This is a genomic window from Pedobacter lithocola (assembly GCF_042650845.1).
Classification (GTDB): Bacteria; Bacteroidota; Bacteroidia; order Sphingobacteriales; family Sphingobacteriaceae; genus Pedobacter; species Pedobacter lithocola.
In genome coordinates this window covers 734,108-756,647 of the sequence record NZ_JBHSBW010000011.1, presented here as the reverse complement: position 1 = coordinate 756,647, position 22,540 = coordinate 734,108, and the positions used below count along the sequence as shown (strand labels likewise).

Below are 22,540 nucleotides of genomic sequence, written 5' to 3'. Positions count from 1 at the left end.
ACACCAATGGCACATCCAAAACGGAAAATCTCGAAACAGAGAAAAAATAAAAGAAGAACGCACTATAAAGCAGTAACTCCTTCTTTAGCAACATGCTCAGCAACAGGTGCTATCCACGTACCTCACCGTGCTTACAACGTTGATGGTAACCTATACTATAACGGTAAATTGGTTATCGAAAATACTCAAATCGGGTAATTTTCTTAAAAAATTGTTTGTGTTTTCAGCGGCTTTAGTCATACCTTAGTCAACTGAAAATTTTAGGATAAACCTAAAACTAACACAGACAGATTTTTTCTATGAAAATAGGCCTCGACATAATGGGCGGAGACTATGCTCCTAAAGCAATTGTTTTAGGAGCAATAGCAGCTCATCAATCGCTAAACGCTGGTGAACATTTAGTTCTTATCGGCGATACCGAACTGATTAAACCAATTCTTACAGAAGAGGGTTTTAATCCGGATCATTTTGAATACGTTCATACTGATGAAGTTATTGGTATGGGCGAACATCCCACAAAAGCAATTGTTCAAAAACCAAATTCGAGCATTGCTGTTGGTTTTAGCCTTTTAAAAGAAGGAAAAATCGATTCTTTTGCCAGCGCAGGTAATTCTGGCGCAATGCTAGTTGGCGCAGTTTTTAGCGTTAAAACAATTCCTGGCATCATTCGCCCATGTTTATGTACCATACTTCCAAAAATTAAAGGTGGCACAGGCTTATTGCTTGATGTTGGTGCAAATGCAGATTGCAAGCCCGATATTTTACTTCAATTTGGTGTTCTAGGCAGCTTATATGCAGAAAACTTATGGCAAATAAATTCGCCAAAAGTAGCGTTACTAAATATAGGCGAGGAAGATGAAAAAGGCAATATGCTAAGTATGGCTACTTTTCCTTTAATGAAAGAAACAAATTTATTCAACTTTGTGGGCAACGTAGAAGGTAGAGATTTATTTAATGAGAAGGCTGATGTAATTGTATGCGACGGTTTTACAGGAAATGTAGTGCTTAAATTAGCAGAATCATTTTATGTATTAACGGTTAAAAAGGGGATGAAAGATGAATTTTTCGACCGTTTTAACTATGAGCAATATGGCGGCAGTCCGGTTTTAGGTGTTAATGCTCCAGTAGTTATCGGACATGGAATTTCAAGTCCACGTGCTGTAAAAAATATGGTTCTCCAATCCCGAGAAATGATTACTACCGGATTGGTAGAAAAAATTAGAATGGCATTTAAATAATTTATAAAATATTTAAAATGAGTAAAATTCACGCTGCAATTACCGCAGTAAATGGTTACGTCCCCGACTATGTGCTTACAAACGCAGAGTTAGAAACCATGGTTGAAACTTCGGATGAATGGATAACCAGCAGAACGGGAATTAAAGAACGTAGAATTTTAAAAGGAGAAGGATTAGGGACATCAGATATGGCAGTTCATGCTGTAAATGGTTTACTTAAAAAAAGAGGAATTGACGCGAAGGAAATTGAATTAATTATTTTCTGTACAACCACCCCCGATTTTACTTTTCCGGCAACCGCAAATGTTTTAGCAGATAAAATTGGTGCAATAAATGCCTGGGGTTACGATTTACAGGCAGCATGTTCTGGTTTTATTTTCGGCTTATCTACAGGAGCGTCATTCATAGAATCTGGAAGACATAAAAAAGTGTTGGTTGTAGGTGGCGATAAAATGTCATCAATCATAAATTACGAAGACCGCACAACTTGCATTATTTTTGGTGATGGCTGTGGCTGTGCTTTATTAGAACCAAATGAGGAAGGACTGGGTGTTTTAGATTCAATTTTAAGAACTGATGGTTCAGGAAGAGATTTCTTAGGCATGAAAGCCGGTGGCTCAGTTATTCCTGCTACACACGAAAGTGTTGATGCAAGATTACATTACGCGCATCAAGAAGGACCAGTTGTATTTAAATTTGCGGTAACTAATATGGCAGATGTTGCAGCCGAAATTATGGAACGCAACGGATTGAAAGCCGATGATGTTGCATGGTTAGTGCCGCACCAAGCCAACAAACGAATCATCGATGCTACGGCAAACCGCATGGGTGTAAGTACCGATAAAGTGATGATAAATATTGAGCGCTACGGAAACACCACAAATGGTACTATCCCTTTATGTTTATGGGAATGGGAAAGTCAACTAAAAAAAGGCGATAATATTATTTTAGCTGCTTTTGGAGGTGGATTTACCTGGGGTTCTATTTACCTTAAATGGGCTTACAATAGTTAGTTGGTTGTTTCTATTTTAGTTTGTTGGTGTTTGTAAATTAAATATCTAACATTAATAACTAACAAAGAAAAACCCAAAAACTAAACAACTAAAAATAAAACAAAAAAAGTATAACTTAGTTAATTCATTAACACTATTTTTTACATAACAAGCTTAAAAAATGGATATCAAACAAATACAGGAACTTATTAAATTTGTTTCTCGTTCAGGTGTAAACGAAGTTGCCATAGAGCAAGAAAACTTTAAGATTACGATTAAAACCAATCAGGCACCAACAGTTGTGCATGCTACCGTACCACAAGCTCCGCTTTTACAAGCAGCTGCTCCGGTTGCTACCGCTCCAACTGTACCTGCCGCTACTCCAGTTGCACCTGCTGCAGAAGATACATCAAATTACATTACGGTAAAATCGCCAATGATTGGTACTTTCTACCGTTCTGCAAGTCCTGATAAACCAATGTTTGTAAATGTTGGCGATGAAATTGGTACTGGAAAAGTAATTTGTATTATCGAAGCAATGAAGCTTTTTAACGAAATTGAAAGTGAAGTTTCTGGCCGTATAGTTAAAATATTGGTAGATAATGCATCTCCGGTTGAATATGACCAACCGTTATTTTTAGTAGAACCTATTTAGTAAATTGTCTATTTTACGCCTCGATTTTGTATTTATAAAAATCGAATAAAATATAAAATGGCTCGTAGAGACACGATTCATGGCATTTAATTTAGAATTTGATTATCTCTATTATTTTTCACTGTATAAATCAGTGTAATCTCATAATCAGTATAATCATCAATTAAAAAACTATGTTTAAAAAAATACTAATTGCCAACAGGGGCGAAATCGCTTTGCGTATCATTCGTACTTGTAAGGAAATGGGCATTAAAACAGTTGCTGTTTATTCTACTGCAGATAGAGAAAGTTTGCATGTACGTTTTGCAGATGAGGCGGTTTGTATTGGCCCACCACCAAGTAAAGATTCTTATTTAAATATCCCGAATATTATTTCTGCTGCAGAATTAACCAACGCAGATGCAATTCATCCTGGTTACGGATTTTTATCTGAGAATGCTAAATTTTCAAATATCTGCCGCGAATACAACATTAAATTTATTGGCGCTACACCAGAGCAAATAAATGGCATGGGCGATAAAGCATCTGCTAAAGAAACAATGAAAATTGCAGGTGTTCCTACCATTCCGGGTTCTGAGGGATTATTGACTAGCGTAAAAGAGGGCATTTCTATTGCTAATGAGATGGGCTATCCGGTAATACTTAAAGCAACTGCCGGTGGTGGTGGTCGTGGTATGCGTGTGGTTTGGAAAGATGAAGATTTTGAAAATGCCTGGGATAGTGCTCGCCAGGAATCAGGCGCTGCATTTGGTAACGATGGATTGTATTTAGAGAAATATATTGAAGACCCACGCCATATAGAAATTCAGGTTATTGGCGATCAATATGGAAAAGCTTGCCATTTATCAGAACGCGACTGCTCTATTCAACGTCGCCATCAAAAATTAGTAGAAGAATCTCCATCACCATTTATGACGGATGAACTTCGTGTAAGAATGGGTGAAGCTGCAATTAAAGGTGCAACTGCTGTAAATTACGAAGGTGCAGGAACAATTGAGTTTTTAGTGGATAAACACCGCAACTTCTACTTTATGGAAATGAATACCCGAATCCAGGTAGAGCATCCGGTTACAGAAGAAGTTATTAATTTCGATTTAATAAAAGAACAAATTAAAGTTGCTGCCGGAATTCCGATTTCAGGTAAAAACTATTTTCCAAATATGCATGCGATTGAATGTCGCATAAATGCAGAAGACCCTGCAAATAATTTCCGCCCTTCACCAGGTAAAATTACCAACTTTCATTCGCCAGGTGGGCATGGCGTTCGTGTAGATACTCATGTTTACGCTGGTTACCAAATTCCATCTAACTACGATTCGATGATTGCAAAGTTAATTTGCGTTGCACAAACTCGTGAAGAAGCCATTTGCACAATGGAACGAGCTTTAGGAGAATTTGTAATTGAAGGTGTAAAAACAACCATTCCATTTCACTTACAATTGATGAAAGACCCGAATTTCAGAGCAGGGAATTTTACCACTAAGTTTATGGAAACGTTTGAATTTTCAGAATAACCTAAACTATTTCTATATTTAGCACGTACATACCATTCTATTCATTTAGAATGGTATTTTTGTTTTCAACATGAGCGACACTAACAAATCATCACTTTTAAAAGCTATCGGGAATAAAGGAACAACCTTAGAGGCAGAAATGTCCTTTTTTGATCACCTCGATGTATTGCGTAAACACTTAATCAGAGCAGTAATTGCTATCGCTGTATTCACAGGAATCGCTTTTTACTTCAACGAAGAAATTCTAGATAAGATAATTTTTGGCCCAAAAAAGCCCGATTTTTGGACATACAGGATGATGTGTAAACTGGTAGAGCAATTTCCATCACTAGGTAAAGATATGTGTATCACCAAAATAAATGGTGAAATTATTAACACCGAAATGGCGGGACAGTTTAACCTGCAATTGAATGTGTGTGTAATGTGTGGTATTGTTGCCGGCTTCCCTTATTTACTTTGGGAAATTTGGCGTTTTATTAAACCGGCACTACATGAGGTTGAGCGCAAATCGGCAAGTGGCTTTGTATTTTTCGCATCAATGCTATTTATTGTTGGGATTTTATTTGGTTATTTCGTTGTTTGTCCACTATCGGTTAATTTTTTAACGGGTTACACGGTAAGTAGTGAAATTAAAAATACATTTACTGTCGATTCTTATTTATCATCAGTTTCCACACTTACTTTAGGAACAGGGATTATTTTCGAGCTGCCAATCATAATTTTTGTGCTTTCAAAGTTAGGATTGATGACACCAAAACTAATGAGATCTAGCCGAAGATACGCAGCTGTAATTATTTTAATTATTTCGGCAATTGTAACGCCTACGCCAGATATTATGACGATGCTTATTGTAGCAACCCCATTATTTTTGCTGTATGAGTTGAGTATTTTTGTTTCTGCATACATCGAAAGAAAGAAGAAAAAAGCCGATGCTGCATTCTATGCTAACTAACAAAAACATTACGAATAGATTTCATAATTCTCTATAAATTTGAATAATGCCAAACGATAAGATAAAAATTGCCATTGGTGCAGACCATGCAGGTTTTGAATTTAAAGAAATGCTTAAGGATTACCTTTCAGATTATGAGGTTGAAGATTTCGGAACACATTCTTTAGATTCTGTTGACTACCCTAATTTCGCACACCCAGTTGCATCTGCTGTAGAAAGTGGTGATTTTAAATACGGAATTTTACTTTGTGGTTCGGCCAATGGTGTAGCAATAACTGCAAACAAACATCAAAATATCCGAGCTGGCTTATGCTGGGAAAACGAGGTTGCTTCTTTAGTTAGAAAACACAACGATGCTAACGTTCTGTGCATTCCGGCTAGGTTTGTGTCAGACAAACTTGCAAAAGAAATTACCACAACTTTTTTAAATACCGAGTTTGAAGGTGGTCGCCACCAAAATCGGGTTGATAAAATATCTTGCTGATTTAATAATAACTAACTTTTACTACATAATGAATAAAAAATTTTTAACCCTAAGTATTGCGTCGCTTCTTACAGCGAGTTGCTTTGCTCAAGTTAAACCACTTGTGCCGAATAAGGATGCAATGAAATTTAGTAAGGCTATAAACCCTGCTGATGGACTTAAACATCTTTCAATTTTAGCATCTGATGAATATGAAGGCCGTGAAACAGGAACAAAAGGTGCCTGGATGGCTGCAGATTACATCCGCGATTATTTTAAATCTATTGGCTTAAAAGGCCCTGTTGATGGTGGATATTTTCAGAAAATAGATTTAGTAAATGTTACTTTAAAGCAAAGCCAATTAACTGTAAACGGTCAACCAAAAGAATACCAAAAAGATTATGTTGTATCGCCCAGCTTAATTAGCGATAAAGGATTTACTTTTTCTACCGACCAAATTGTTTTTGTTGGTTATGCCATCAATAAAGATAATTATAACGATTTTTCTGGTGTAGATATTAAAGGAAAAGTTGTGATGATGTTCAGTTCTGGAGACCCAACAATGAAACCGGGAACAAGAATTGACAGAGCTGCTTACCGAGCTATGCTAGAAAAGAGAGCAAAATATTTTGCAGATAACCAGGTAAAAGCAATTATCCTTATCGACCCAATGGTTGATAGAATAACCGAAAACACCAAAAGTGCTCAAAATAAAGGTAGAGTAATGGTTAAAACCAATGCTGCAATTGAAGCGCAAAAACAAAATGAAACGCCCCGAATCTCTATTTCTACAGCTGTAGCAAATGAGTTATTAAAAGCATCGAACACTACAGTTGCAGATTTACAAAAGAAAATTATAGATAGCCAAGCTCCATCTTCATCGGTATTAAATGTTCCTTTTTCTGCAAGTGCAGCTAAAAATGAAATACCTGTTAGATGCGAAAATGTACTTGGATATTTAGAAGGTTCTGATCCTGTTCTTAAAAAAGAAGTATTGGTGCTAACTGGTCACTATGATCATATTGGTTTAGTAACCGACCCAAATGCAACTGACAAAGTAAATAATGGTGCTGATGATGATGGCTCTGGTACAACTGGCGTTTTGTTAATGGCTAAAGCATTTATGGATGCAAAAAAAGCAGGTAAAGGCCCTAAACGTAGCATTTTATTCATGACAGTTGTTGGTGAGGAAAAAGGTTTATGGGGTTCTGAATGGTATTCTGAGCATCCGGTTTTTCCTGTTGAAAACACAATCGCCGATTTAAATACAGACATGATTGGTCGTATTGGTGAAGAATACTTGGGCAAACCAGATTCTGCAAATTACATCTATTCAGTTGGTTCTAAAATGTTAAGCAGTGAGCTTTCTAATTTAAGTGAGCGAGTAAATGCAACGTATACCAAAATGAAATTGGATTATAAGTATGATGATCCAAACGATACAGAACAAATATATTATCGTTCTGATCACTATAACTTTGCAAAACTTGGCATTCCGATTATTTTCTTTTACGATGGAATGCTTCAACAAGATTACCACAGACCAGGCGATGAAGTTAGCAAAATCAACTTTCCATTATTGGCAAAAAGAGCACAGTTAACGTATTACACTGCATGGGAATTGGCTAATCAAGCCAAACGACCAGCCGTAGATATGGATGGAAAAGGAAATCCAAAGAAATAATTAAGTCATAAAATAAAGCCTCGATACCACAATCGGGGCTTTTTTATGCACAATACTTTAGTCGGTAGCATAAATTCCTATCTTTGAATTATGATGAAAACTGCTGAGGAATTTTTAGAGAAATCTGATGAAAAAGCTTTCGATTTGCCACATCGTAAAACCATAAATTACAATATTGGTAAATACAATGTAGCTGTAGAACGCGGATTATCTAAGTTTGAAAATCTGGAGGCATCAAAAAAGAAAGCACATGTTGTAAAATGGCGTGTGATGGAAAATCTAGATAAATTTCTCCCGGAATTTGAATCGAATTTTCAACGTAGAGGTGGAAAAGTTATTTGGGCAAATGATGCAGAAGAAGCGCAGCAGGAAATTTTAAATATCATCAAAAGAAACAACGGCAAAACAGTTATCAAATCCAAATCGATGACGACCGAAGAGATTCACTTGAATGATTTCCTGGAAAGTAATCAAATTGAATCGTTAGAAAGTGATTTAGGCGAATACATTGTTCAACTACTTGGGCAAGCACCTTACCACATCGTTACACCTGCAATGCATTTAAGTGCAACCGATATAGCAAAGCTATTTCACGATAAATTCGGGACGCCCATTGATGCAACCCCTCCTCAATTGGTTCAAAAGGCCAGAGAGTTACTTCGAGATAAATATTTAAATGCAGATATTGGAATTAGTGGAGGAAACTTCTTAATTGCCGATACGGGAAGTATTGCCATTACCGAAAATGAAGGAAATGCCCGTTTAAGTACAACGTTTCCGAAAATACATATTGCCATAGTTGGTATCGAAAAAATAATTCCTTCGATGGCAGATTTAGATTTATTCTGGCCATTATTGGCATCTCACGGAACGGGACAAAACTTAACCGTTTACAATACCATTTTAAGCGGACCTCGCCAACCACATGAAACTGATGGTCCGGAAGAAATGTATGTTATCCTTTTAGATAACGGTCGTACAAATTTATTGGCTCAAAAAGACCAGCGACAAGGTTTATACTGCATTCGATGTGGCGCATGTTTAAATGCTTGCCCGGTATATAAAAATATTGGTGGCCACACGTATAACACTACTTATAGCGGACCAATAGGTTCGGTAATTACGCCGCATTTAAAGGGAATGGAAGAATTTAAGCACTTAAGTTATGCCTCCAGTCTTTGCGGTAAATGTTCTGAAGTTTGTCCGGTTAAAATCGACATACACAAAATGCTTTTGCTAAATCGCCGAGATGCGGCAACCAGCCACGAAAATGGTAAAGTTGAAGAAATTGGCTGGGGAATGTTTAACCGAATGATGCAAAAACGCAAGTGGATGGATTTATTTGGCGGGAAATTTAAAAATTTCATGCTTAAAACTTTCTTCAAAAAAAGCTGGGGTAAGTACCGTGAAATGCCAAAAGTAGCCGATAAATCTTTTGCAAAACAGTGGGAAGAGTTGAAGAAAAGTAAAGAATCTTAGTGTTCCACTTAACTGCTCACTAAAAACTGAGAACCGAAATGCAATTCAACCGAAGAGATAAAGACGACAAATTCTTACTGAATTTATACAAAAAGCTGCTTTATCCGCGAATGGTTGAAGAAAAAATGCTCAAACTTTTAAGGCAGGGTAGAATTGGCAAATGGTTTTCGGGCATTGGGCAAGAGGCCATTGCAGTTGGCTCTACTTTAGCGATGCAAAGCGATGAATATATTTTACCCATGCACCGAAATTTGGGTGTTTTTACCACTCGAGATATTCCCCTAAAAAAATTAATGGCGCAATGGCAAGGGAAAGCAACTGGTTTTACTAAAGGTCGCGACCGCTCTTTCCATTTTGGCACTCAAGACTATAAAATAATTGGGATGATTTCCCATCTCGGTCCGCAAATGGCTTTGGCAGATGGTATTGCATTAGCTGATGTTTTAGCCAATAAGCCAACAGCCACCTTGGTATATACAGGCGAAGGCGCTACAAGTGAAGGTGATTTCCATGAAGCGGTTAATGTAGCGGCTGTTTGGAATCTACCAGTTATCTTCATTATTGAAAATAATGGTTATGGCTTATCCACCCCAAAATCAGAACAATTTCTTTGCAAAAACTTGGTAGATAAAGCGATTGGTTACGGTATCGAAGGCGTTCAAATTGATGGTAATAATATTCTTGAGGTTTATGATACCATTCATCAGCTGGCAACTGAAATTAGGAAAGACCCTCGCCCGGTGTTGGTAGAATGCCTTACTTTTAGAATGCGAGGACACGAGGAGGCATCGGGTACAAAATATGTTCCTCAAGAATTATTTGATGAATGGAAAAAGAAAGACCCATTGAACAATTATGAATCGTATTTAGTTGAACAAGGAATTTTAACACCCGATTCAATTATTGATATAAAAGTTCACATCAAAAAAACTATTGAATTAGAAGTGGAAGAAGCTTTTGAAGAGCCAGAACCTGAAGTTGATTCTAATCGAGAGGAAAGCGATATGTATTTTCCTTTTGTCCAGAAGGTAATAGAACCTGCTCCATCTTCAACAGAAAAAAGATATTTAGATGCGATAACCGATGGCTTGGATTTGGCGATGCAAAGGTATCCCAATCTGGTTTTAATGGGTCAGGATATTGCAGATTATGGCGGTGCATTTAAAATTACCGATGGTTTTACCGCTAAATATGGAAAAGGAAGGGTTCGGAATACGCCAATTTGCGAATCGGCAATTGTGGGTGCAGGCTTGGGTTTATCCATCAATGGCTTCAAAGCAGTTGTAGAGATGCAGTTTGCCGATTTTGTTACGGTTGGCTTTAATCAAATTGTAAATAATTTGGCTAAAACCCACTATCGATGGGGCGAAAAGGCCGATGTTGTAGTTCGAATGCCAACAGGTGCCGGAACAGGTGCTGGTCCTTTTCATTCGCAAAGTAACGAGGCATGGTTTACTAAAACTCCTGGCTTAAAAATCGTTTATCCTGCTTTCCCTCAAGATGCTAAAGGTTTATTATTGGCTGCAATTGAAGACCCAAACCCAGTTTTATATTTCGAACACAAATATTTATACAGAAGTTTAAGCGGTTCTGTTCCCGATGGTTATTTTACAACTGAAATTGGCAAAGCGGTTAAGCTAACTGGTGGAAAACAGTTCACGATAATTACTTACGGTTTAGGTGTTCATTGGGCTTTAGATTACCTGAAAAATAACCCTGAAATTGATGCCACTTTAATAGATTTGCGCACACTTCAACCATGGGATAAGGAAACGGTTTTAGCGGCTGTAAAATTGACTGGAAAAGTTATAATCTTACATGAAGATACTTTAACCAACGGTTTTGGCGCCGAAATTTCTGCTTGGATAGGTGAACATTGCTTTAAATATTTAGATGCACCAATTATGCGTTGCGCAAGTTTAGATACGGCAATACCCATGAACAAAGCCTTAGAAGATAACTTTTTGGCTAAAGCCCGGTTAGCTGAAACGATAGAAAAATTATTGAAATTTTAGAAACGGTTCTTGCCGTATCGTCATGCTGAATTTATTTCAGCATCTTATTTGCTATTAAGACCCTGAATTCAGGGTGACGTTAAAATAAGACATATACGATGAGCAATTTTAAGGTTGAAGGAAACATTATAGACATTACAAAGCGTTACATTTTCTTTGGCGAGGTTGAAGTTGAAGATGGGAAGATAAAATCCATCAATAAAATTGCTGAGCAAAAGGATGGAATTCCTTTTATCCTGCCTGGATTTATTGATAGCCATGTACACATCGAAAGCAGCATGCTTATTCCAAGTGAATTTGCAAGGCTGGCTGTTGTTCACGGTACGGTTGCAACCATCAGCGACCCACATGAAATTGCCAACGTTTGCGGGATGGAAGGCGTTGAATTTATGATAGATAATGGAAATACCGTTCCCTTTAAATTCAACTTTGGAGCACCGAGTTGTGTGCCGGCAACCATTTTTGAAACCGCTGGTGCTGAACTAAACCACGATGATGTTAAAGAACTTTTAGAAAGACCCGAGATAAAATACCTAAGTGAAATGATGAATTTCCCTGGTGTGCTTTATAAGGATGAAGAAGTTTTAAAGAAGATAGCTGCTGCCTATGCATCAGGAAAACCTGTTGATGGACATGCACCCGGATTACGTGGAAACACCGTTCAGCAATATATTGATGCCGGAATTTCTACCGACCACGAATGTTTTACTGCAGAAGAGGCTTTGGATAAACTTGAACGGGGTATGAAAATTTTAATCCGCGAAGGAAGTGCAGCAAAAAATTTCGATGCTTTAATTGGTCTATTGAATGATTGGCCTGAAATGATGATGTTTTGTAGTGATGATAAACATCCTGATAGCTTGGTAGAAAGTCACATCAACGCCCTTTGTGCCAGAGCCATTACCAAAGGAATCGACATTTTTAATGTTTTACAAGCAGCTTGCATTAATCCAATTCTACATTATAAATTAGATGTTGGTGCTTTGCAAGTTGGCGATTATGCAGATTTCATCGTGATTGAAGATTTAGTAAACTTCAAGGTAAAACAAACCTATATCGATGGAATTTTATTAGCAGAAAACGGCAAAGTGGTTGAAAATTGGACACCAAAAGTTGAGGATAAAGAATCTGTAAACCATTTTAATTGCAGCTTAAAAAAAGTTGATGATTTCGTTTTGCCTTTTTCTGGGCAGGAGCAGATACCAGTTATCGAGGCTTTAGATGGACAGTTAATTACCAATAAATTGTTTTGCTCACCCAAAGAAGAAAATGGAAATATCATCAGCGACTTTGAAAATGATGTTTTAAAAATGGTTGTGGTTAACCGTTACTTTGATGCACCAATTGCCATAGCCTTTGTTAAAAATTTCGGTTTAAAAGCAGGCGCAATTGCATCTAGCGTAGCGCATGATAGTCATAACATTATTGCCGTTGGTGTAGATGATAAAAGTATTTGTGAAGCGGTTAATTTGGTTATCAAAGAAACTGGTGGTGTAGTTGCTGTAGGAAATGGAAAAGAAGAAGTTTTGCCGCTGCCTGTGGCAGGTTTAATGAGCAACCACAATGGTTATGAGGTAGCCAAATTATATACGTCTATTGACAGGTTTTCGAAAGAACTTGGCTCTACATTGTTGGCTCCTTTTATGACGCTTTCTTTTATGGCTTTACTGGTTATTCCACATTTAAAATTGAGCGATAAAGGTTTATTTGATGGGGATGAATTTAGTTTTTTAGTAGATTAGTTTATTTCTTGTTTGGGAGGTTAAAATTCGGGCAAGCCAATATAGAGGGCCAAATGCCTAAAAAAACGAAATAACCAACAATCCAAACAATTAGATTATAAAAACCTCCGCTAAGGGATTAAAAAGATAAATCCGTTTGTCGTCTAAACAAACACATCGATATCGCTTTCTTATTCGCTCCCCTTTTGTAAATCGCCTACCATCTTTAATTCTGAAAATGGCATTTACTTGTAATTGTTCTAAATGTAAGGTTTCGGTCTTACCAGAATCATACTTTTTTAAAGCTCGGGATAAATGTAAATCTGAGCAACTTGATGCGGCAGGATTCGACATATAATTATCTATAGCCTTATGAATATCATCTGGAAAAATATTCATTTCGAAAAACGGAACCATCATTCTTTGGAAGTTTTTTTTCCACTCTAACCCATGTGGTTTTACTTTGTTTTTAAAATCGTTCCAGGTTAAAAGATGTGCAAACTCGTGAACGGTAGTTACTAAAAAAGCGTAATGATTTAAATTGAAATTTACAGAAATTCGATGACCTTTATCGCGATATGGATGGCGGTAATCGCCTAGTTTGGTAGAACGAGTTTTGGCAATTTTAAATTCGCACTGAAAATAATCTATCCATCTTGCAATTAGCGGTGCAGCCTGGGCAGGCATGTATTGCGCTAAAACATTAACTTTCTCCATTTAACCGCAAAGTTCGCAAAGTTTTTCGCAAAGAGAAATTAAAGGCCATTAGCAATACGTTTTAACCCGTGCTTTAAAAGAGAAACATTAAAATTGATTAATAAACCAAGTTTGTAATTCCCCAATTTCATATAAGTTAATGTTTGAGCCAGATGAACATCATTTAAAGCTTCAACACTTTTCAACTCCAATACTAATTTATTTTCTACCAAAATATCAATTCTGTAGCCACATTCCAACTTAACCTCTTCGAATATTAAAGGTATAATTTTTTCCTTCTCAACAAATAATCCAGTCTTAGCAATTTTGTAAAACAAACATTCTTTATAGGCACTTTCTAACAATCCAGGTCCTAATGCATTATGTACTTCAATTGATAAACCGATTACGATCTTTGATAACTCATTCTCATCCATAATTTTGAATCCAGCTTTGTGTTCTTAGCGTTTCTTTTCTTAGCGTCTTTGCGGTTAGATTTTCCCTACTCTTCCGATGGGAACAACGATGCCAACACTAACTTAATCTCCCCAAATGAATAATCTTTTCCTAAAAAATCCCGTATCACGGCCATCGATTTTGTTTTCTGACTTTCTACCGCATCTGCAATATTTTTTATTTTATTCGCCTTAACCAATTTAGCTACATCAATTTGTTGTGTAGATACGTAATAGGCCAGATGACCTTCAATTGTCCCAACTGAAAAACCCCGTTCTTTAGCAATTTCTTCCAAGCTTTTCCCCTGCTCATACAGTTCAAAGCTTACTAATTTCGTATCAACTTTAGGTTCTTTAATTTTCTTTTCTGTAACAGATTTTACCTTCAACGTCATACCCTTCAACTGAATCGCTTTCTGCAACTGTTGATTGCGTTCTGCAATATTCAATAAAGCATCAGTATCAGCTTTGCTAAATTCCTTTCCCTCAATTATGGCTTGTAAAAGTGCTTTACTCTTGTGCATCTTCTTCAATTGCTCATACACCAAAATCTCCAATTCAAGCAATTCGGTTAAGTAAGTTTTAATCTGTTTATCTTCCTTAATTTGCTCAATATGAGCCAAAAGCCTATCCGAAATCTCTTTTACTAGTGGGTTAAAATATTTCAAAGCTGCACCAACTCTTTTAGAAACATTAAATAAAGTGTGTTCCGTTTGTGTAGCAAATAAATTTTTGAGTTGGTTAATAAAAGTATCAGCAGTTGCCGTAATTTTTTGAAAATCACGATAAAGTTCCATCGTCCAATCATCGTATTTCTGCTTGGTAGATTTTTCTCCCTTATCAAAAGTTTGAACGTGTTCCTTTAAATAATAGCGAACCAAATTCAAGTCGAAAGCTGCTAATAAGTAAGTCCTGATAAAATCGTAACTCTCAAAACTAATCTGCTGATGCAGCACTTCGGCAGCTTGTTTAGTTTTAGAAAAATAATGAATGTTTTGGTCTTGCTGCAAACCGTTTTCACGTAAATGTGAGGTTAAAACCAAGCCATTTAAAGAGCGTAAACGCGATAAAGCAACATACGCTTGTCCGGGTGCAAAAGCATCGCCAATATCTATAATTGCCTTATCGAAAGTTAAACCCTGGCTTTTATGAACCGTAATGGCCCAAGCCAACTTTATTGGATATTGAATAAAAGAGCCAGCAACTGTTTCCGAAATTTCGTTCGTAGCCTCGTTTAGTTTATACTTTACGTTTTCCCAGGTGTATGGCGAAACCTCAATTACAACCTTATCATCTGGTAATTCAATTTCAATAATATCCTTTTCGATGTGATGAACAACACCAATTTTACCATTATAATAGCGCTTTTCGGCAGACATATCATTTTTAATAAACATGATTTGAGCACCAACTTTAAGCTCCAAGCTTTTATCGTTCGGATAAGCATATTCATTAAATTCTCCAGTAACTTTAGCCTCAAAAAAGTATGATTTGGTTTTCAATTGTGTTAAGCGTTCCCGGTTTATCGTGTCAGCTTTATTATTGTGCGTAGTTAATGTGATGTAATTTTCGTCTTCGGATGGCTTAAAATCTTGCTTAAAATGTTGCCTTAGTAATGAAGTATCTTCGGGGGTAATTTGATTATTTCGAAGGTTATTTAGCAGGTTGATAAACACGGCATCACTCTGACGGTAAATTTTATCTAATTCAATGTAAATTGGAGGATTATCTTTCAAAGCCAATGCATCAAAGAAGTAAATGCTTTTATAAAATCCCGACATTACCCGCCATTCATCATTCTTTACAACAGGTGGTAATTGATGCAAATCGCCAATAAAAAGCAGCTGAACACCGCCAAAAGGCACATTTCTATTCCTACGAACATAGCGCAACACAAAATCAATTGCATCGAGCATGTCTGCCCTGAGCATACTCACTTCATCAATCACCAGCAACTCCAATTCCTGAATCAATCGCCGCTTATTGGTTTGCATATTTAAATGCTTAACAATTGAGCGTGGCGTATTAAAGTTAAAGGTGATATTCTGATTGATGATATTTGCTGCAGCATCAGGAAAAAACGACCCAAATGGCAGCTGAAAAAGTGAATGAATAGTAACGCCTGCCGCATTAATAGCAGCAATACCAGTTGGCGCACAAATCACTGCCTTTTTATGGGTTAGCTTAATCAGTTTCCGCAAAAAAGTAGTTTTACCTGTTCCGGCTTTTCCCGTTAAGAAAACATGTTTGGAGGTATAATTCACAAATTTAGCCGCAATTTCTGCGGCCATAGAAGTTTCTTCTAATTCTGGCATTGGCAATAAGATTTTTGGTTGCTTTAGTCTGAAGGGATATTTAAAGCTAACAATTTTAGCACAAAAATAAGTATGATTTGTAAGATTATCGTTGATAAGAAGGTTTTTAGTGTCGTTAACTATTAAAATGCGATTCTGATTTTATGGAAATGAACGCTCAGTAATTCTTCGGAGAACTCCAGCCCTGCCATTCGCTTTATACCGATGAAACCTGTGAAACAAGCAAGCATACCCTTAAATCGGTATGCTCGCTGCTGTCAGGTTTAAGAACAAAGAATTAGGTATTTGGGAGAAGAAAACCATTTTAAAATTAACATATAGTCCAGGGTTTAAACCCTTGGGCTATTGGCAACATCGAGACTTCGAGCATGAAAAATTTACAGACTATAGGTTTTAAAAACAATCCAAAGAATTACTGAAGAAGTTATCCAAACCCGACAGAAATGGAAATCCTTTTTTATTGCAAAAACCTAAGTTATACTTGCAAACCAGCCGATAGAACAAATGCTTTAAAGCCCAAAATGACAGTAGTTGTAAAAAGATTGCAATGTATGGCGGGACTGATGCAACCTAAGAACTACTGAATCTGCTTTTCTAAAAAATCATTTCTATTTTTTTCCTCAACAGAATTTTGGTCTACTAGTATTCTCGATTAACCAGTTCAAACAGTTAAGCAAATTTGCTATCTTTGCAGCCAGATGAAACAACACTATTCAAATCTTATCGCAGTTAAATTCCTTTAACCAGGTTTCATCGCCACTTTTTTACCCAAAATTTATTATGCTTAACCCTGAAATAGAAAAACGTAAAACCTTTGCCATTATTAGCCACCCCGATGCAGGCAAAACCACACTAACAGAAAAATTTCTGCTTTTTGGTGGTGCAATTAACACTGCTGGAGCGGTAAAAAGGAATAAAGCGAATCAAAGCAACACTTCCGATTTTATGGAAATTGAGAAACAACGTGGTATTTCGGTGGCAACTTCGGTAATGGGTTTTGAATATAGTGGCAAGCGAATTAATATTCTGGATACGCCTGGGCACAAGGATTTTGCGGAAGATACATACCGGACTTTATCGGCTGTGGATAGCGTAATTTTAGTGGTAGATTGTGTGAAGGGTGTAGAGGAACAGACTGAAAAACTGATGTCGGTTTGCCGGATGCGAAATACGCCTGTAATCATTTTCGTTAATAAAATGGACCGTGAGGGTAAAGAAGCTTACGATTTATTGGATGAAATTGAGGAAAAACTGAACATTAGTTTGTGCCCGCTTTCTTGGCCAATTGGTCAAGGACATACTTTTAAAGGCGTTTATAGCATTTACAACAAACACTTAAATTTATTCAATTCGGATAAAACTAAAGTGACCGATTCGGTTGTGGCGGCTAACGATTTAAACGACCCATCTTTACTAAATTATTTGAAGGAAAATGAAATAAACACCCTGAAAGATGATGTGGAATTGGTAGATGGGATTTACGGAAAAATTGAGAAAGATTTATATACGGAAGGTTTAGTAGCACCCGTATTTTTTGGCAGTGCGATTAATAATTTCGGGATTAAAGAGCTTTTAGATACGTTTATTGATATTGCCCCTAGTCCGCGACATAGAGAAGCTGAAGAGCGTGATGTGCTGGTGGAAGAGAAAAATTTTAGTGGTTTTGTGTTTAAAATTCACGCCAACTTAGACCCAAAACACCGCGATAGAATTGCTTTCTTGCGTATTTGTTCTGGCAAATTTGAGCGAAATAAATTTTACTACCATACCCGTCAGGATAAGAAACTAAAATTTTCGAACCCGATGGATTTTATGGCGAACGAAAAAAGTATTGTGGAAGAGGCCTGGCCGGGCGATGTGGTTGGTTTGTATGATAGTGGTAATTTTAAAATTGGCGATACCTTAACTGAAGGTGAAAAGTTGCAGTTTAAGGGAATTCCGAGTTTCTCTCCGTCGATTTTTAAAGAGGTGGAAAATATGGACCCAATGCGCACCAAGCAGTTGGAAAAAGGCATTGAACAATTAACTGATGAAGGTGTTGCACAATTGTTTGTAATGCAACCAGGAAATAGAAAGGTAATCGGTGCTGTTGGAGAACTTCAATTCGAGGTGATTAACTTTCGTTTAGAGCATGAGTACGGTGCAAAATGTCGCTTCCGTACATTAAGTTATACACGTTCGAGCTGGGTAACATCAAGCGATAGAAAGAAATTGGATGAATTTGTTAAACGCAAACAACAACATATTGGTTTTGATAAAGAGGCAAACCCTGTTTATTTATCAGATAGTGATTATATGATTAACTTAACGAAACAGGATTATCCTGATATTGATTTCCATAAAACGAGCGAGTTTAAATAACCTAAATCACTAAAGGGCTTTACAAGTAAAAGAGTCCTATCAGGTTTTCAAACTAGATAGGACTTTTTTGTTTGTTTTATTTCAACTTACTAAGGGCAGCTTTAATTCTCGGTAACATGTCTTTGATATCTTGCAAAGTACATGCGCCAACAGATGCCCTGAACCATGGCATACTGTGTTCATTACCAAAGGCAGAAAATGGAACCAATGCTGCTCCAGCCTCTTTAATTAAGTAGAAGTTTACATCAGCACTATTTTTTAAAAGCTGACCATCGGCTGTAGTTTTTCCGATATAGTCGATTTTGATGGTTAAATAAATTGCACCCATAGGTTCAACTGCATCAACATTAAAACCTTCACTTTTTAATTCGTTAAAGCCATTGTAAAGTGCATTTAAGCTATCTTGAATTTGGCTCTTAAAGTTGGTTAAGAAAGTATCAACCTGTGTTTTGTTATTGAAATAGTTCGACATGGCAACTTGCTCAGCCTTTGGTGCCCAAGCACCCATATGACCAACCAAAGCCTTCATTCTGTTCACAATATCTTCTGGACCAAACCCCCAGCCAACACGTACACCAGTTGCTGCTAAACATTTCGAACTGCCATCAACAAAAACAGTAAACTCTCGCATTGCAGGGCGTAAAGAAACCGGATTTACATGTTCTTTACCAAAAGTAAGCAATGAATAAATCTGGTCGTACATTAAATACAATGGTTTTTCATCCGCTCCACGAGATGCGTTTTCTTCCAAAACAACGTCGCAAATTTCTGCAAGAGAATCTGCGTCGAACATGGTTCCTGTTGGATTTAATGGTGAGCACAAAGCCAACAACGTTGCACCTTTTAAGTGTGGCTTCAATTGTGCAGCAGTTGGCATAAAATTATGCTCTGCATCAGTTTCTACCGCAATTGCTTTTGCTGAGGTTAAATGGCAATAGTGGTTGTTATTCCAAGATGGTGCTGGGAAAACCACGGTATCCCCTGGGTCTATTAGTGCTAAATAAGTTGCGTAAATTAACGGACGAGAACCGCCAGAAACTAAAATACTATTAGTGTTATATTCTAAACCAAATCTATCCTTTAACAATTCTGAAACCGTTTCTCTTAATTGCAAAACGCCATCTGCTGGTGGATAATTGGTTTGATTGGCATTGTACGCATCTACAATTCCGGCTTTTAATTCTGTTGGAATTGGGTAAATGTTCGAATCGAAATCACCGATGGTTAAGTTAGCGATTGATGCGCCTTTGCGTTTCATCTCATTAACTTCGTTACCAATTTTTATAATTTCTGAACCAACTAAAGCGCTGGCTAATTTTGAAACTTTCATATTATGCTATTAAATCTTCTATTGCTTTATTCACTTTTTCAAAACCAAATTGAGTTAATACAGACTGCATTGCCACAGAAATTTGCTCGTTACAAAGGTTACCAATGCTCCCCTCGTGTGTATGATGTATTTGGCCCGATGGTGCAAAAGTACCATTTTCAATCTGTTCGCCAACAATTTTATAAGCCTCTCTAAACGGAACGCCTTGTAAAGCCAAATCGTTAACAACCTCAACACTAAATAGGTAATCGTACTTTTTATCCTTTAGTATATCATCTTTTATGGTGATGTTTTGGAACATGAAAGTCGCGATTTCAAGGCATTCGTTTAACGAAGTAATTGCAGGAAAAAGATTTTCCTTTAACAATTGCAAATCTCTATGATAACCTGATGGCAAATTGGTAATCATCATCGCAATTTCATTGGGCAATGCCTGAATTCTATTACATCTTGAACGAATCAATTCAAAAACATCAGGATTTTTTTTGTGCGGCATAATGCTCGAACCTGTGGTTAATTCGGGCGGGAAACTGATAAAACTAAAATTCTGATTGATGAATAAACAAACATCCATTGCCATTTTAGCCAAAGTTGCTGCCACAGCACTCATCGCCTGAGCCAAAATTCTTTCAGTTTTTCCACGCCCCATTTGTGCATAAACCACATTATAATTTAAGCTTTCAAAGCCCAATAAATTTGTGGTTAAGGTTCTGTTTAAAGGGAAAGATGAACCATAGCCTGCAGCAGAACCCAATGGATTTTTGTTGGTGATTTTCCATGCAGCAAGCATTAATTCCATATCATCGGCAAGGCTTTCAGCATAAGCACCAAACCACAAACCAAAAGATGATGGCATTGCAATTTGCAAATGGGTATAACCTGGCATCAACTTATATTTGTGCGTATTGCTCAACTCAATTAATTGATTAAACAGTGTTGAAGTTTGGTTAACCATATCTTCGATACAAGCACGAAAAAATAGCTTTAAATCTACTAAAACCTGGTCGTTACGCGAACGCCCACTGTGGATTTTTTTACCGGCTTCACCGATGCGTTGAGTTAATAACCATTCTACCTGAGAATGTACATCTTCAACGGTATCTTCGATAATGAAATTACCAGCCTCAATTTCAGCGTAAATATTTTTAAGCTCTTGCTGAATGGTTTTCAATTCGTCAGCAGTAAGCAAGTTAATGGTTTCTAACATTTGAGTATGCGCCAAAGAACCCAAAACATCAAATTTTGCCATTTGTAAATCCAATTCGCGGTCTTTCCCAACTGTGAAAGTTTCTACGAATTTATTTACATCTATATTTTTTTGCCAGATTTTCATCAGGATATTTATTTATTTTTATTTTTGATGAAGCTTGCTAAGCAGGGTTCATATTAATTTCTTTACCGCAAAGGTTGCTAAGTTTTTGGCAAAGCACACAAAGTTATTTTATCAATTTTACCATCGAATACGCCGAGTTTTTTAAGGGAACGCAAAAGTCATTTTATAAAAAATTTTGCTTGGTAGTTTAACCATATAAGAACATATAAGATAAGCATCCAATCCCTCTAACTTACAACCTCTACCTTCAACCTTGAATCACTGGCTTCAGCATATTTACATAACCCTCTATACCATCTGCAACCTCTTTAACATATAAAAATTCATCGGCCATGTGCGAGCGACCAGAAAAACCCGGACCGCATTTTACAGATGGAATATCCAACAAGGCTTGGTCTGATGTGGTTGGCGAGCCATAAGTTGTTCTACCCAAACTTACGCCAGCTTGTACAACAGGATGATTTTTATCAATCGATGATGGTTTTAAACGGATAGAACGTGGTGTAACATCACAACTCACATTCGCTCTAATAATTTCCAAAACCTCTTCATTTGTGTAGGCATCTGTAACGCGAACATCAACCGTGAAAGTGCAATTTGCTGGTACCACATTGTGTTGAGAGCCTGCATTAATAATGGTTACCGTCATTTTCAACGGGCCAAATACCTCAGAAACTTTCGGGAACTGATAGTTTCTAAACCATTCGATATCTGCTAAAGCTTTGTAAATTGCATTTTCGCCTTCTTCTCTTGCCGCATGTCCAGCTTTGCCATGAGAGACGCAATCTAACACCAACAAACCTCGTTCAGCGATGGCCAAATTCATTTCCGTTGGTTCGCCTACAATACCGAATTCCAATTCACCTAAATCTGGTAAAACCAGCTCTAAGCCATTATTCCCAGAGATTTCTTCTTCTGCCGTTGCAGCCAAACAGATGTTGTATTTTAAGTTTTCTTGCTCAAAATAATATAAAAATGTGCCGATTAAAGAAACCAAGCAACCACCAGCATCATTACTGCCCAAGCCAAAAAGCTTATCGCCTTCAATTGCGGCATCGTAAGGGTCGCGGGTGTAGCCAGAATTTGGTTTAACTGTATCGTGATGTGAGTTTAAAAGCAATGTCGGTTTACTTGCATCAAAATGTTTGTTGTAAGCCCAAACATTGTTCATTTTACGGTGTGTTTTAACTCCTCTCTCCTTCAAAAAGTGAGCGATTAAATTTGCAGTTTTATCTTCCTCTTTACTAAAAGATTGGATGCGAATCAACTGCCGCAACAAATCCAGACATTCTTTTTGTATATTTTCTATCATAGTATCAAGTATTTAGTATCAAGTA

General features: G+C 37.0%; 18 protein-coding genes. 12 read left to right on the top strand and 6 right to left on the bottom strand.

Annotated features, from left to right (window positions below; translation table 11 throughout):
- Positions 1 to 6 precede the first annotated feature (6 nt).
- The 11 genes from rpmF (at position 7) to ade (ending at position 12,734) form a co-directional block, all read left to right on the top strand.
- On the top strand, positions 7 to 198 hold the full coding sequence (gene rpmF, locus ACFOWA_RS13720; protein WP_025143959.1) for a 50S ribosomal protein L32: 192 nt from the start codon (positions 7 to 9) through the stop codon (positions 196 to 198).
- A gap of 101 nt (positions 199 to 299) precedes the next feature.
- On the top strand, positions 300 to 1,238 hold the full coding sequence (gene plsX, locus ACFOWA_RS13715) for a phosphate acyltransferase PlsX (RefSeq protein WP_378986027.1): 939 nt from the start codon (positions 300 to 302) through the stop codon (positions 1,236 to 1,238).
- Between the two features lie 17 nt (positions 1,239 to 1,255).
- Positions 1,256 to 2,251, top strand: coding sequence for a beta-ketoacyl-ACP synthase III (locus ACFOWA_RS13710; protein WP_378986026.1), 996 nt, complete (start codon positions 1,256 to 1,258; stop codon positions 2,249 to 2,251).
- 160 nt (positions 2,252 to 2,411) lie between these two features.
- The gene (gene accB / locus ACFOWA_RS13705; protein WP_123204845.1) at positions 2,412 to 2,885 is read left to right on the top strand and encodes an acetyl-CoA carboxylase biotin carboxyl carrier protein; all 474 of its coding nucleotides are present in this window, start codon (positions 2,412 to 2,414) and stop codon (positions 2,883 to 2,885) included.
- A gap of 173 nt (positions 2,886 to 3,058) precedes the next feature.
- The gene (gene accC / locus ACFOWA_RS13700; RefSeq protein WP_123204846.1) at positions 3,059 to 4,399 is read left to right on the top strand and encodes an acetyl-CoA carboxylase biotin carboxylase subunit; all 1,341 of its coding nucleotides are present in this window, start codon (positions 3,059 to 3,061) and stop codon (positions 4,397 to 4,399) included.
- A 70-nt stretch (positions 4,400 to 4,469) separates the two neighbouring features.
- On the top strand, positions 4,470 to 5,351 hold the full coding sequence (gene tatC / locus ACFOWA_RS13695) for a twin-arginine translocase subunit TatC (RefSeq protein WP_378986023.1): 882 nt from the start codon (positions 4,470 to 4,472) through the stop codon (positions 5,349 to 5,351).
- A gap of 46 nt (positions 5,352 to 5,397) precedes the next feature.
- On the top strand, positions 5,398 to 5,835 hold the full coding sequence (gene rpiB / locus ACFOWA_RS13690; protein ID WP_378986021.1) for a ribose 5-phosphate isomerase B: 438 nt from the start codon (positions 5,398 to 5,400) through the stop codon (positions 5,833 to 5,835).
- A 28-nt stretch (positions 5,836 to 5,863) separates the two neighbouring features.
- Entirely contained in the window at positions 5,864 to 7,498 is a 1,635-nt protein-coding gene (locus ACFOWA_RS13685; RefSeq protein ID WP_378986019.1) for a M28 family peptidase, read from the top strand.
- A 90-nt stretch (positions 7,499 to 7,588) separates the two neighbouring features.
- Positions 7,589 to 8,977, top strand: a complete 1,389-nt coding sequence (locus ACFOWA_RS13680; protein WP_378986017.1) for a LutB/LldF family L-lactate oxidation iron-sulfur protein — start codon at positions 7,589 to 7,591, stop codon at positions 8,975 to 8,977.
- A gap of 38 nt (positions 8,978 to 9,015) precedes the next feature.
- Positions 9,016 to 10,992, top strand: coding sequence for an alpha-ketoacid dehydrogenase subunit alpha/beta (locus ACFOWA_RS13675; protein ID WP_378986015.1), 1,977 nt, complete (start codon positions 9,016 to 9,018; stop codon positions 10,990 to 10,992).
- Positions 10,993 to 11,090: 98 nt separating this feature from the next.
- Positions 11,091 to 12,734, top strand: coding sequence for an adenine deaminase (gene ade, locus ACFOWA_RS13670; protein WP_378986013.1), 1,644 nt, complete (start codon positions 11,091 to 11,093; stop codon positions 12,732 to 12,734).
- 90 nt (positions 12,735 to 12,824) lie between these two features.
- On the opposite strand, the gene ACFOWA_RS13665 is transcribed toward ade, so the two are convergent.
- The 3 genes from ACFOWA_RS13665 to ACFOWA_RS13655 all read right to left on the bottom strand — a co-directional run bounded on the left by ACFOWA_RS13665 (position 12,825) and on the right by ACFOWA_RS13655 (position 16,179).
- The gene (locus ACFOWA_RS13665; RefSeq protein ID WP_378986011.1) at positions 12,825 to 13,430 is read right to left on the bottom strand and encodes a SprT-like domain-containing protein; all 606 of its coding nucleotides are present in this window, start codon (positions 13,428 to 13,430) and stop codon (positions 12,825 to 12,827) included.
- Between the two features lie 38 nt (positions 13,431 to 13,468).
- On the bottom strand, positions 13,469 to 13,846 hold the full coding sequence (locus ACFOWA_RS13660; RefSeq protein ID WP_378986009.1) for a GxxExxY protein: 378 nt from the start codon (positions 13,844 to 13,846) through the stop codon (positions 13,469 to 13,471).
- Positions 13,847 to 13,911: 65 nt separating this feature from the next.
- On the bottom strand, positions 13,912 to 16,179 hold the full coding sequence (locus tag ACFOWA_RS13655) for a helix-turn-helix domain-containing protein (RefSeq protein ID WP_378986007.1): 2,268 nt from the start codon (positions 16,177 to 16,179) through the stop codon (positions 13,912 to 13,914).
- A gap of 780 nt (positions 16,180 to 16,959) precedes the next feature.
- On the opposite strand from ACFOWA_RS13655, the gene ACFOWA_RS13650 reads away from it, so the two are divergent.
- Positions 16,960 to 18,540, top strand: a complete 1,581-nt coding sequence (locus ACFOWA_RS13650) for a peptide chain release factor 3 (protein WP_123204857.1) — start codon at positions 16,960 to 16,962, stop codon at positions 18,538 to 18,540.
- A 76-nt stretch (positions 18,541 to 18,616) separates the two neighbouring features.
- Here ACFOWA_RS13650 and ACFOWA_RS13645 read toward each other — a convergent pair whose 3' ends face one another.
- From ACFOWA_RS13645 to ACFOWA_RS13635, 3 genes are all read right to left on the bottom strand, one after another.
- Positions 18,617 to 19,870, bottom strand: coding sequence for a pyridoxal phosphate-dependent aminotransferase (locus ACFOWA_RS13645; RefSeq protein WP_378986005.1), 1,254 nt, complete (start codon positions 19,868 to 19,870; stop codon positions 18,617 to 18,619).
- Position 19,871: 1 nt separating this feature from the next.
- Positions 19,872 to 21,203, bottom strand: coding sequence for an argininosuccinate lyase (gene argH / locus ACFOWA_RS13640; protein ID WP_378986003.1), 1,332 nt, complete (start codon positions 21,201 to 21,203; stop codon positions 19,872 to 19,874).
- Positions 21,204 to 21,450: 247 nt separating this feature from the next.
- Positions 21,451 to 22,515 (bottom strand): M20 family metallo-hydrolase, encoded by a 1,065-nt coding sequence (locus ACFOWA_RS13635; RefSeq protein WP_378986001.1) that lies wholly within the window; start codon positions 22,513 to 22,515, stop codon positions 21,451 to 21,453.
- Positions 22,516 to 22,540 lie beyond the last annotated feature (25 nt).

What these genes read in the sequence shown, in the direction of transcription:
- ACFOWA_RS13675 (WP_378986015.1), top strand. Translation starts at nt 9,016, where the DNA reads ATGCAATTCAACCGAAGAGATAAAGACGACAAATTCTTACTGAATTTA.
- ACFOWA_RS13650 (WP_123204857.1), top strand. Translation starts at nt 16,960, where the DNA reads ATGCTTAACCCTGAAATAGAAAAACGTAAAACCTTTGCCATTATTAGC.
- accB (WP_123204845.1), top strand. Translation starts at nt 2,412, where the DNA reads ATGGATATCAAACAAATACAGGAACTTATTAAATTTGTTTCTCGTTCA.
- ACFOWA_RS13710 (WP_378986026.1), top strand. Translation starts at nt 1,256, where the DNA reads ATGAGTAAAATTCACGCTGCAATTACCGCAGTAAATGGTTACGTCCCC.
- accC (WP_123204846.1), top strand. Translation starts at nt 3,059, where the DNA reads ATGTTTAAAAAAATACTAATTGCCAACAGGGGCGAAATCGCTTTGCGT.
- rpiB (WP_378986021.1), top strand. Translation starts at nt 5,398, where the DNA reads ATGCCAAACGATAAGATAAAAATTGCCATTGGTGCAGACCATGCAGGT.
- ACFOWA_RS13680 (WP_378986017.1), top strand. Translation starts at nt 7,589, where the DNA reads ATGATGAAAACTGCTGAGGAATTTTTAGAGAAATCTGATGAAAAAGCT.
- ade (WP_378986013.1), top strand. Translation starts at nt 11,091, where the DNA reads ATGAGCAATTTTAAGGTTGAAGGAAACATTATAGACATTACAAAGCGT.
- ACFOWA_RS13655 (WP_378986007.1), bottom strand. Translation starts at nt 16,179, where the DNA reads ATGCCAGAATTAGAAGAAACTTCTATGGCCGCAGAAATTGCGGCTAAA.
- tatC (WP_378986023.1), top strand. Translation starts at nt 4,470, where the DNA reads ATGAGCGACACTAACAAATCATCACTTTTAAAAGCTATCGGGAATAAA.
- ACFOWA_RS13645 (WP_378986005.1), bottom strand. Translation starts at nt 19,870, where the DNA reads ATGAAAGTTTCAAAATTAGCCAGCGCTTTAGTTGGTTCAGAAATTATA.
- ACFOWA_RS13665 (WP_378986011.1), bottom strand. Translation starts at nt 13,430, where the DNA reads ATGGAGAAAGTTAATGTTTTAGCGCAATACATGCCTGCCCAGGCTGCA.
- plsX (WP_378986027.1), top strand. Translation starts at nt 300, where the DNA reads ATGAAAATAGGCCTCGACATAATGGGCGGAGACTATGCTCCTAAAGCA.
- ACFOWA_RS13635 (WP_378986001.1), bottom strand. Translation starts at nt 22,515, where the DNA reads ATGATAGAAAATATACAAAAAGAATGTCTGGATTTGTTGCGGCAGTTG.
- argH (WP_378986003.1), bottom strand. Translation starts at nt 21,203, where the DNA reads ATGAAAATCTGGCAAAAAAATATAGATGTAAATAAATTCGTAGAAACT.
- rpmF (WP_025143959.1), top strand. Translation starts at nt 7, where the DNA reads ATGGCACATCCAAAACGGAAAATCTCGAAACAGAGAAAAAATAAAAGA.
- ACFOWA_RS13685 (WP_378986019.1), top strand. Translation starts at nt 5,864, where the DNA reads ATGAATAAAAAATTTTTAACCCTAAGTATTGCGTCGCTTCTTACAGCG.
- ACFOWA_RS13660 (WP_378986009.1), bottom strand. Translation starts at nt 13,846, where the DNA reads ATGGATGAGAATGAGTTATCAAAGATCGTAATCGGTTTATCAATTGAA.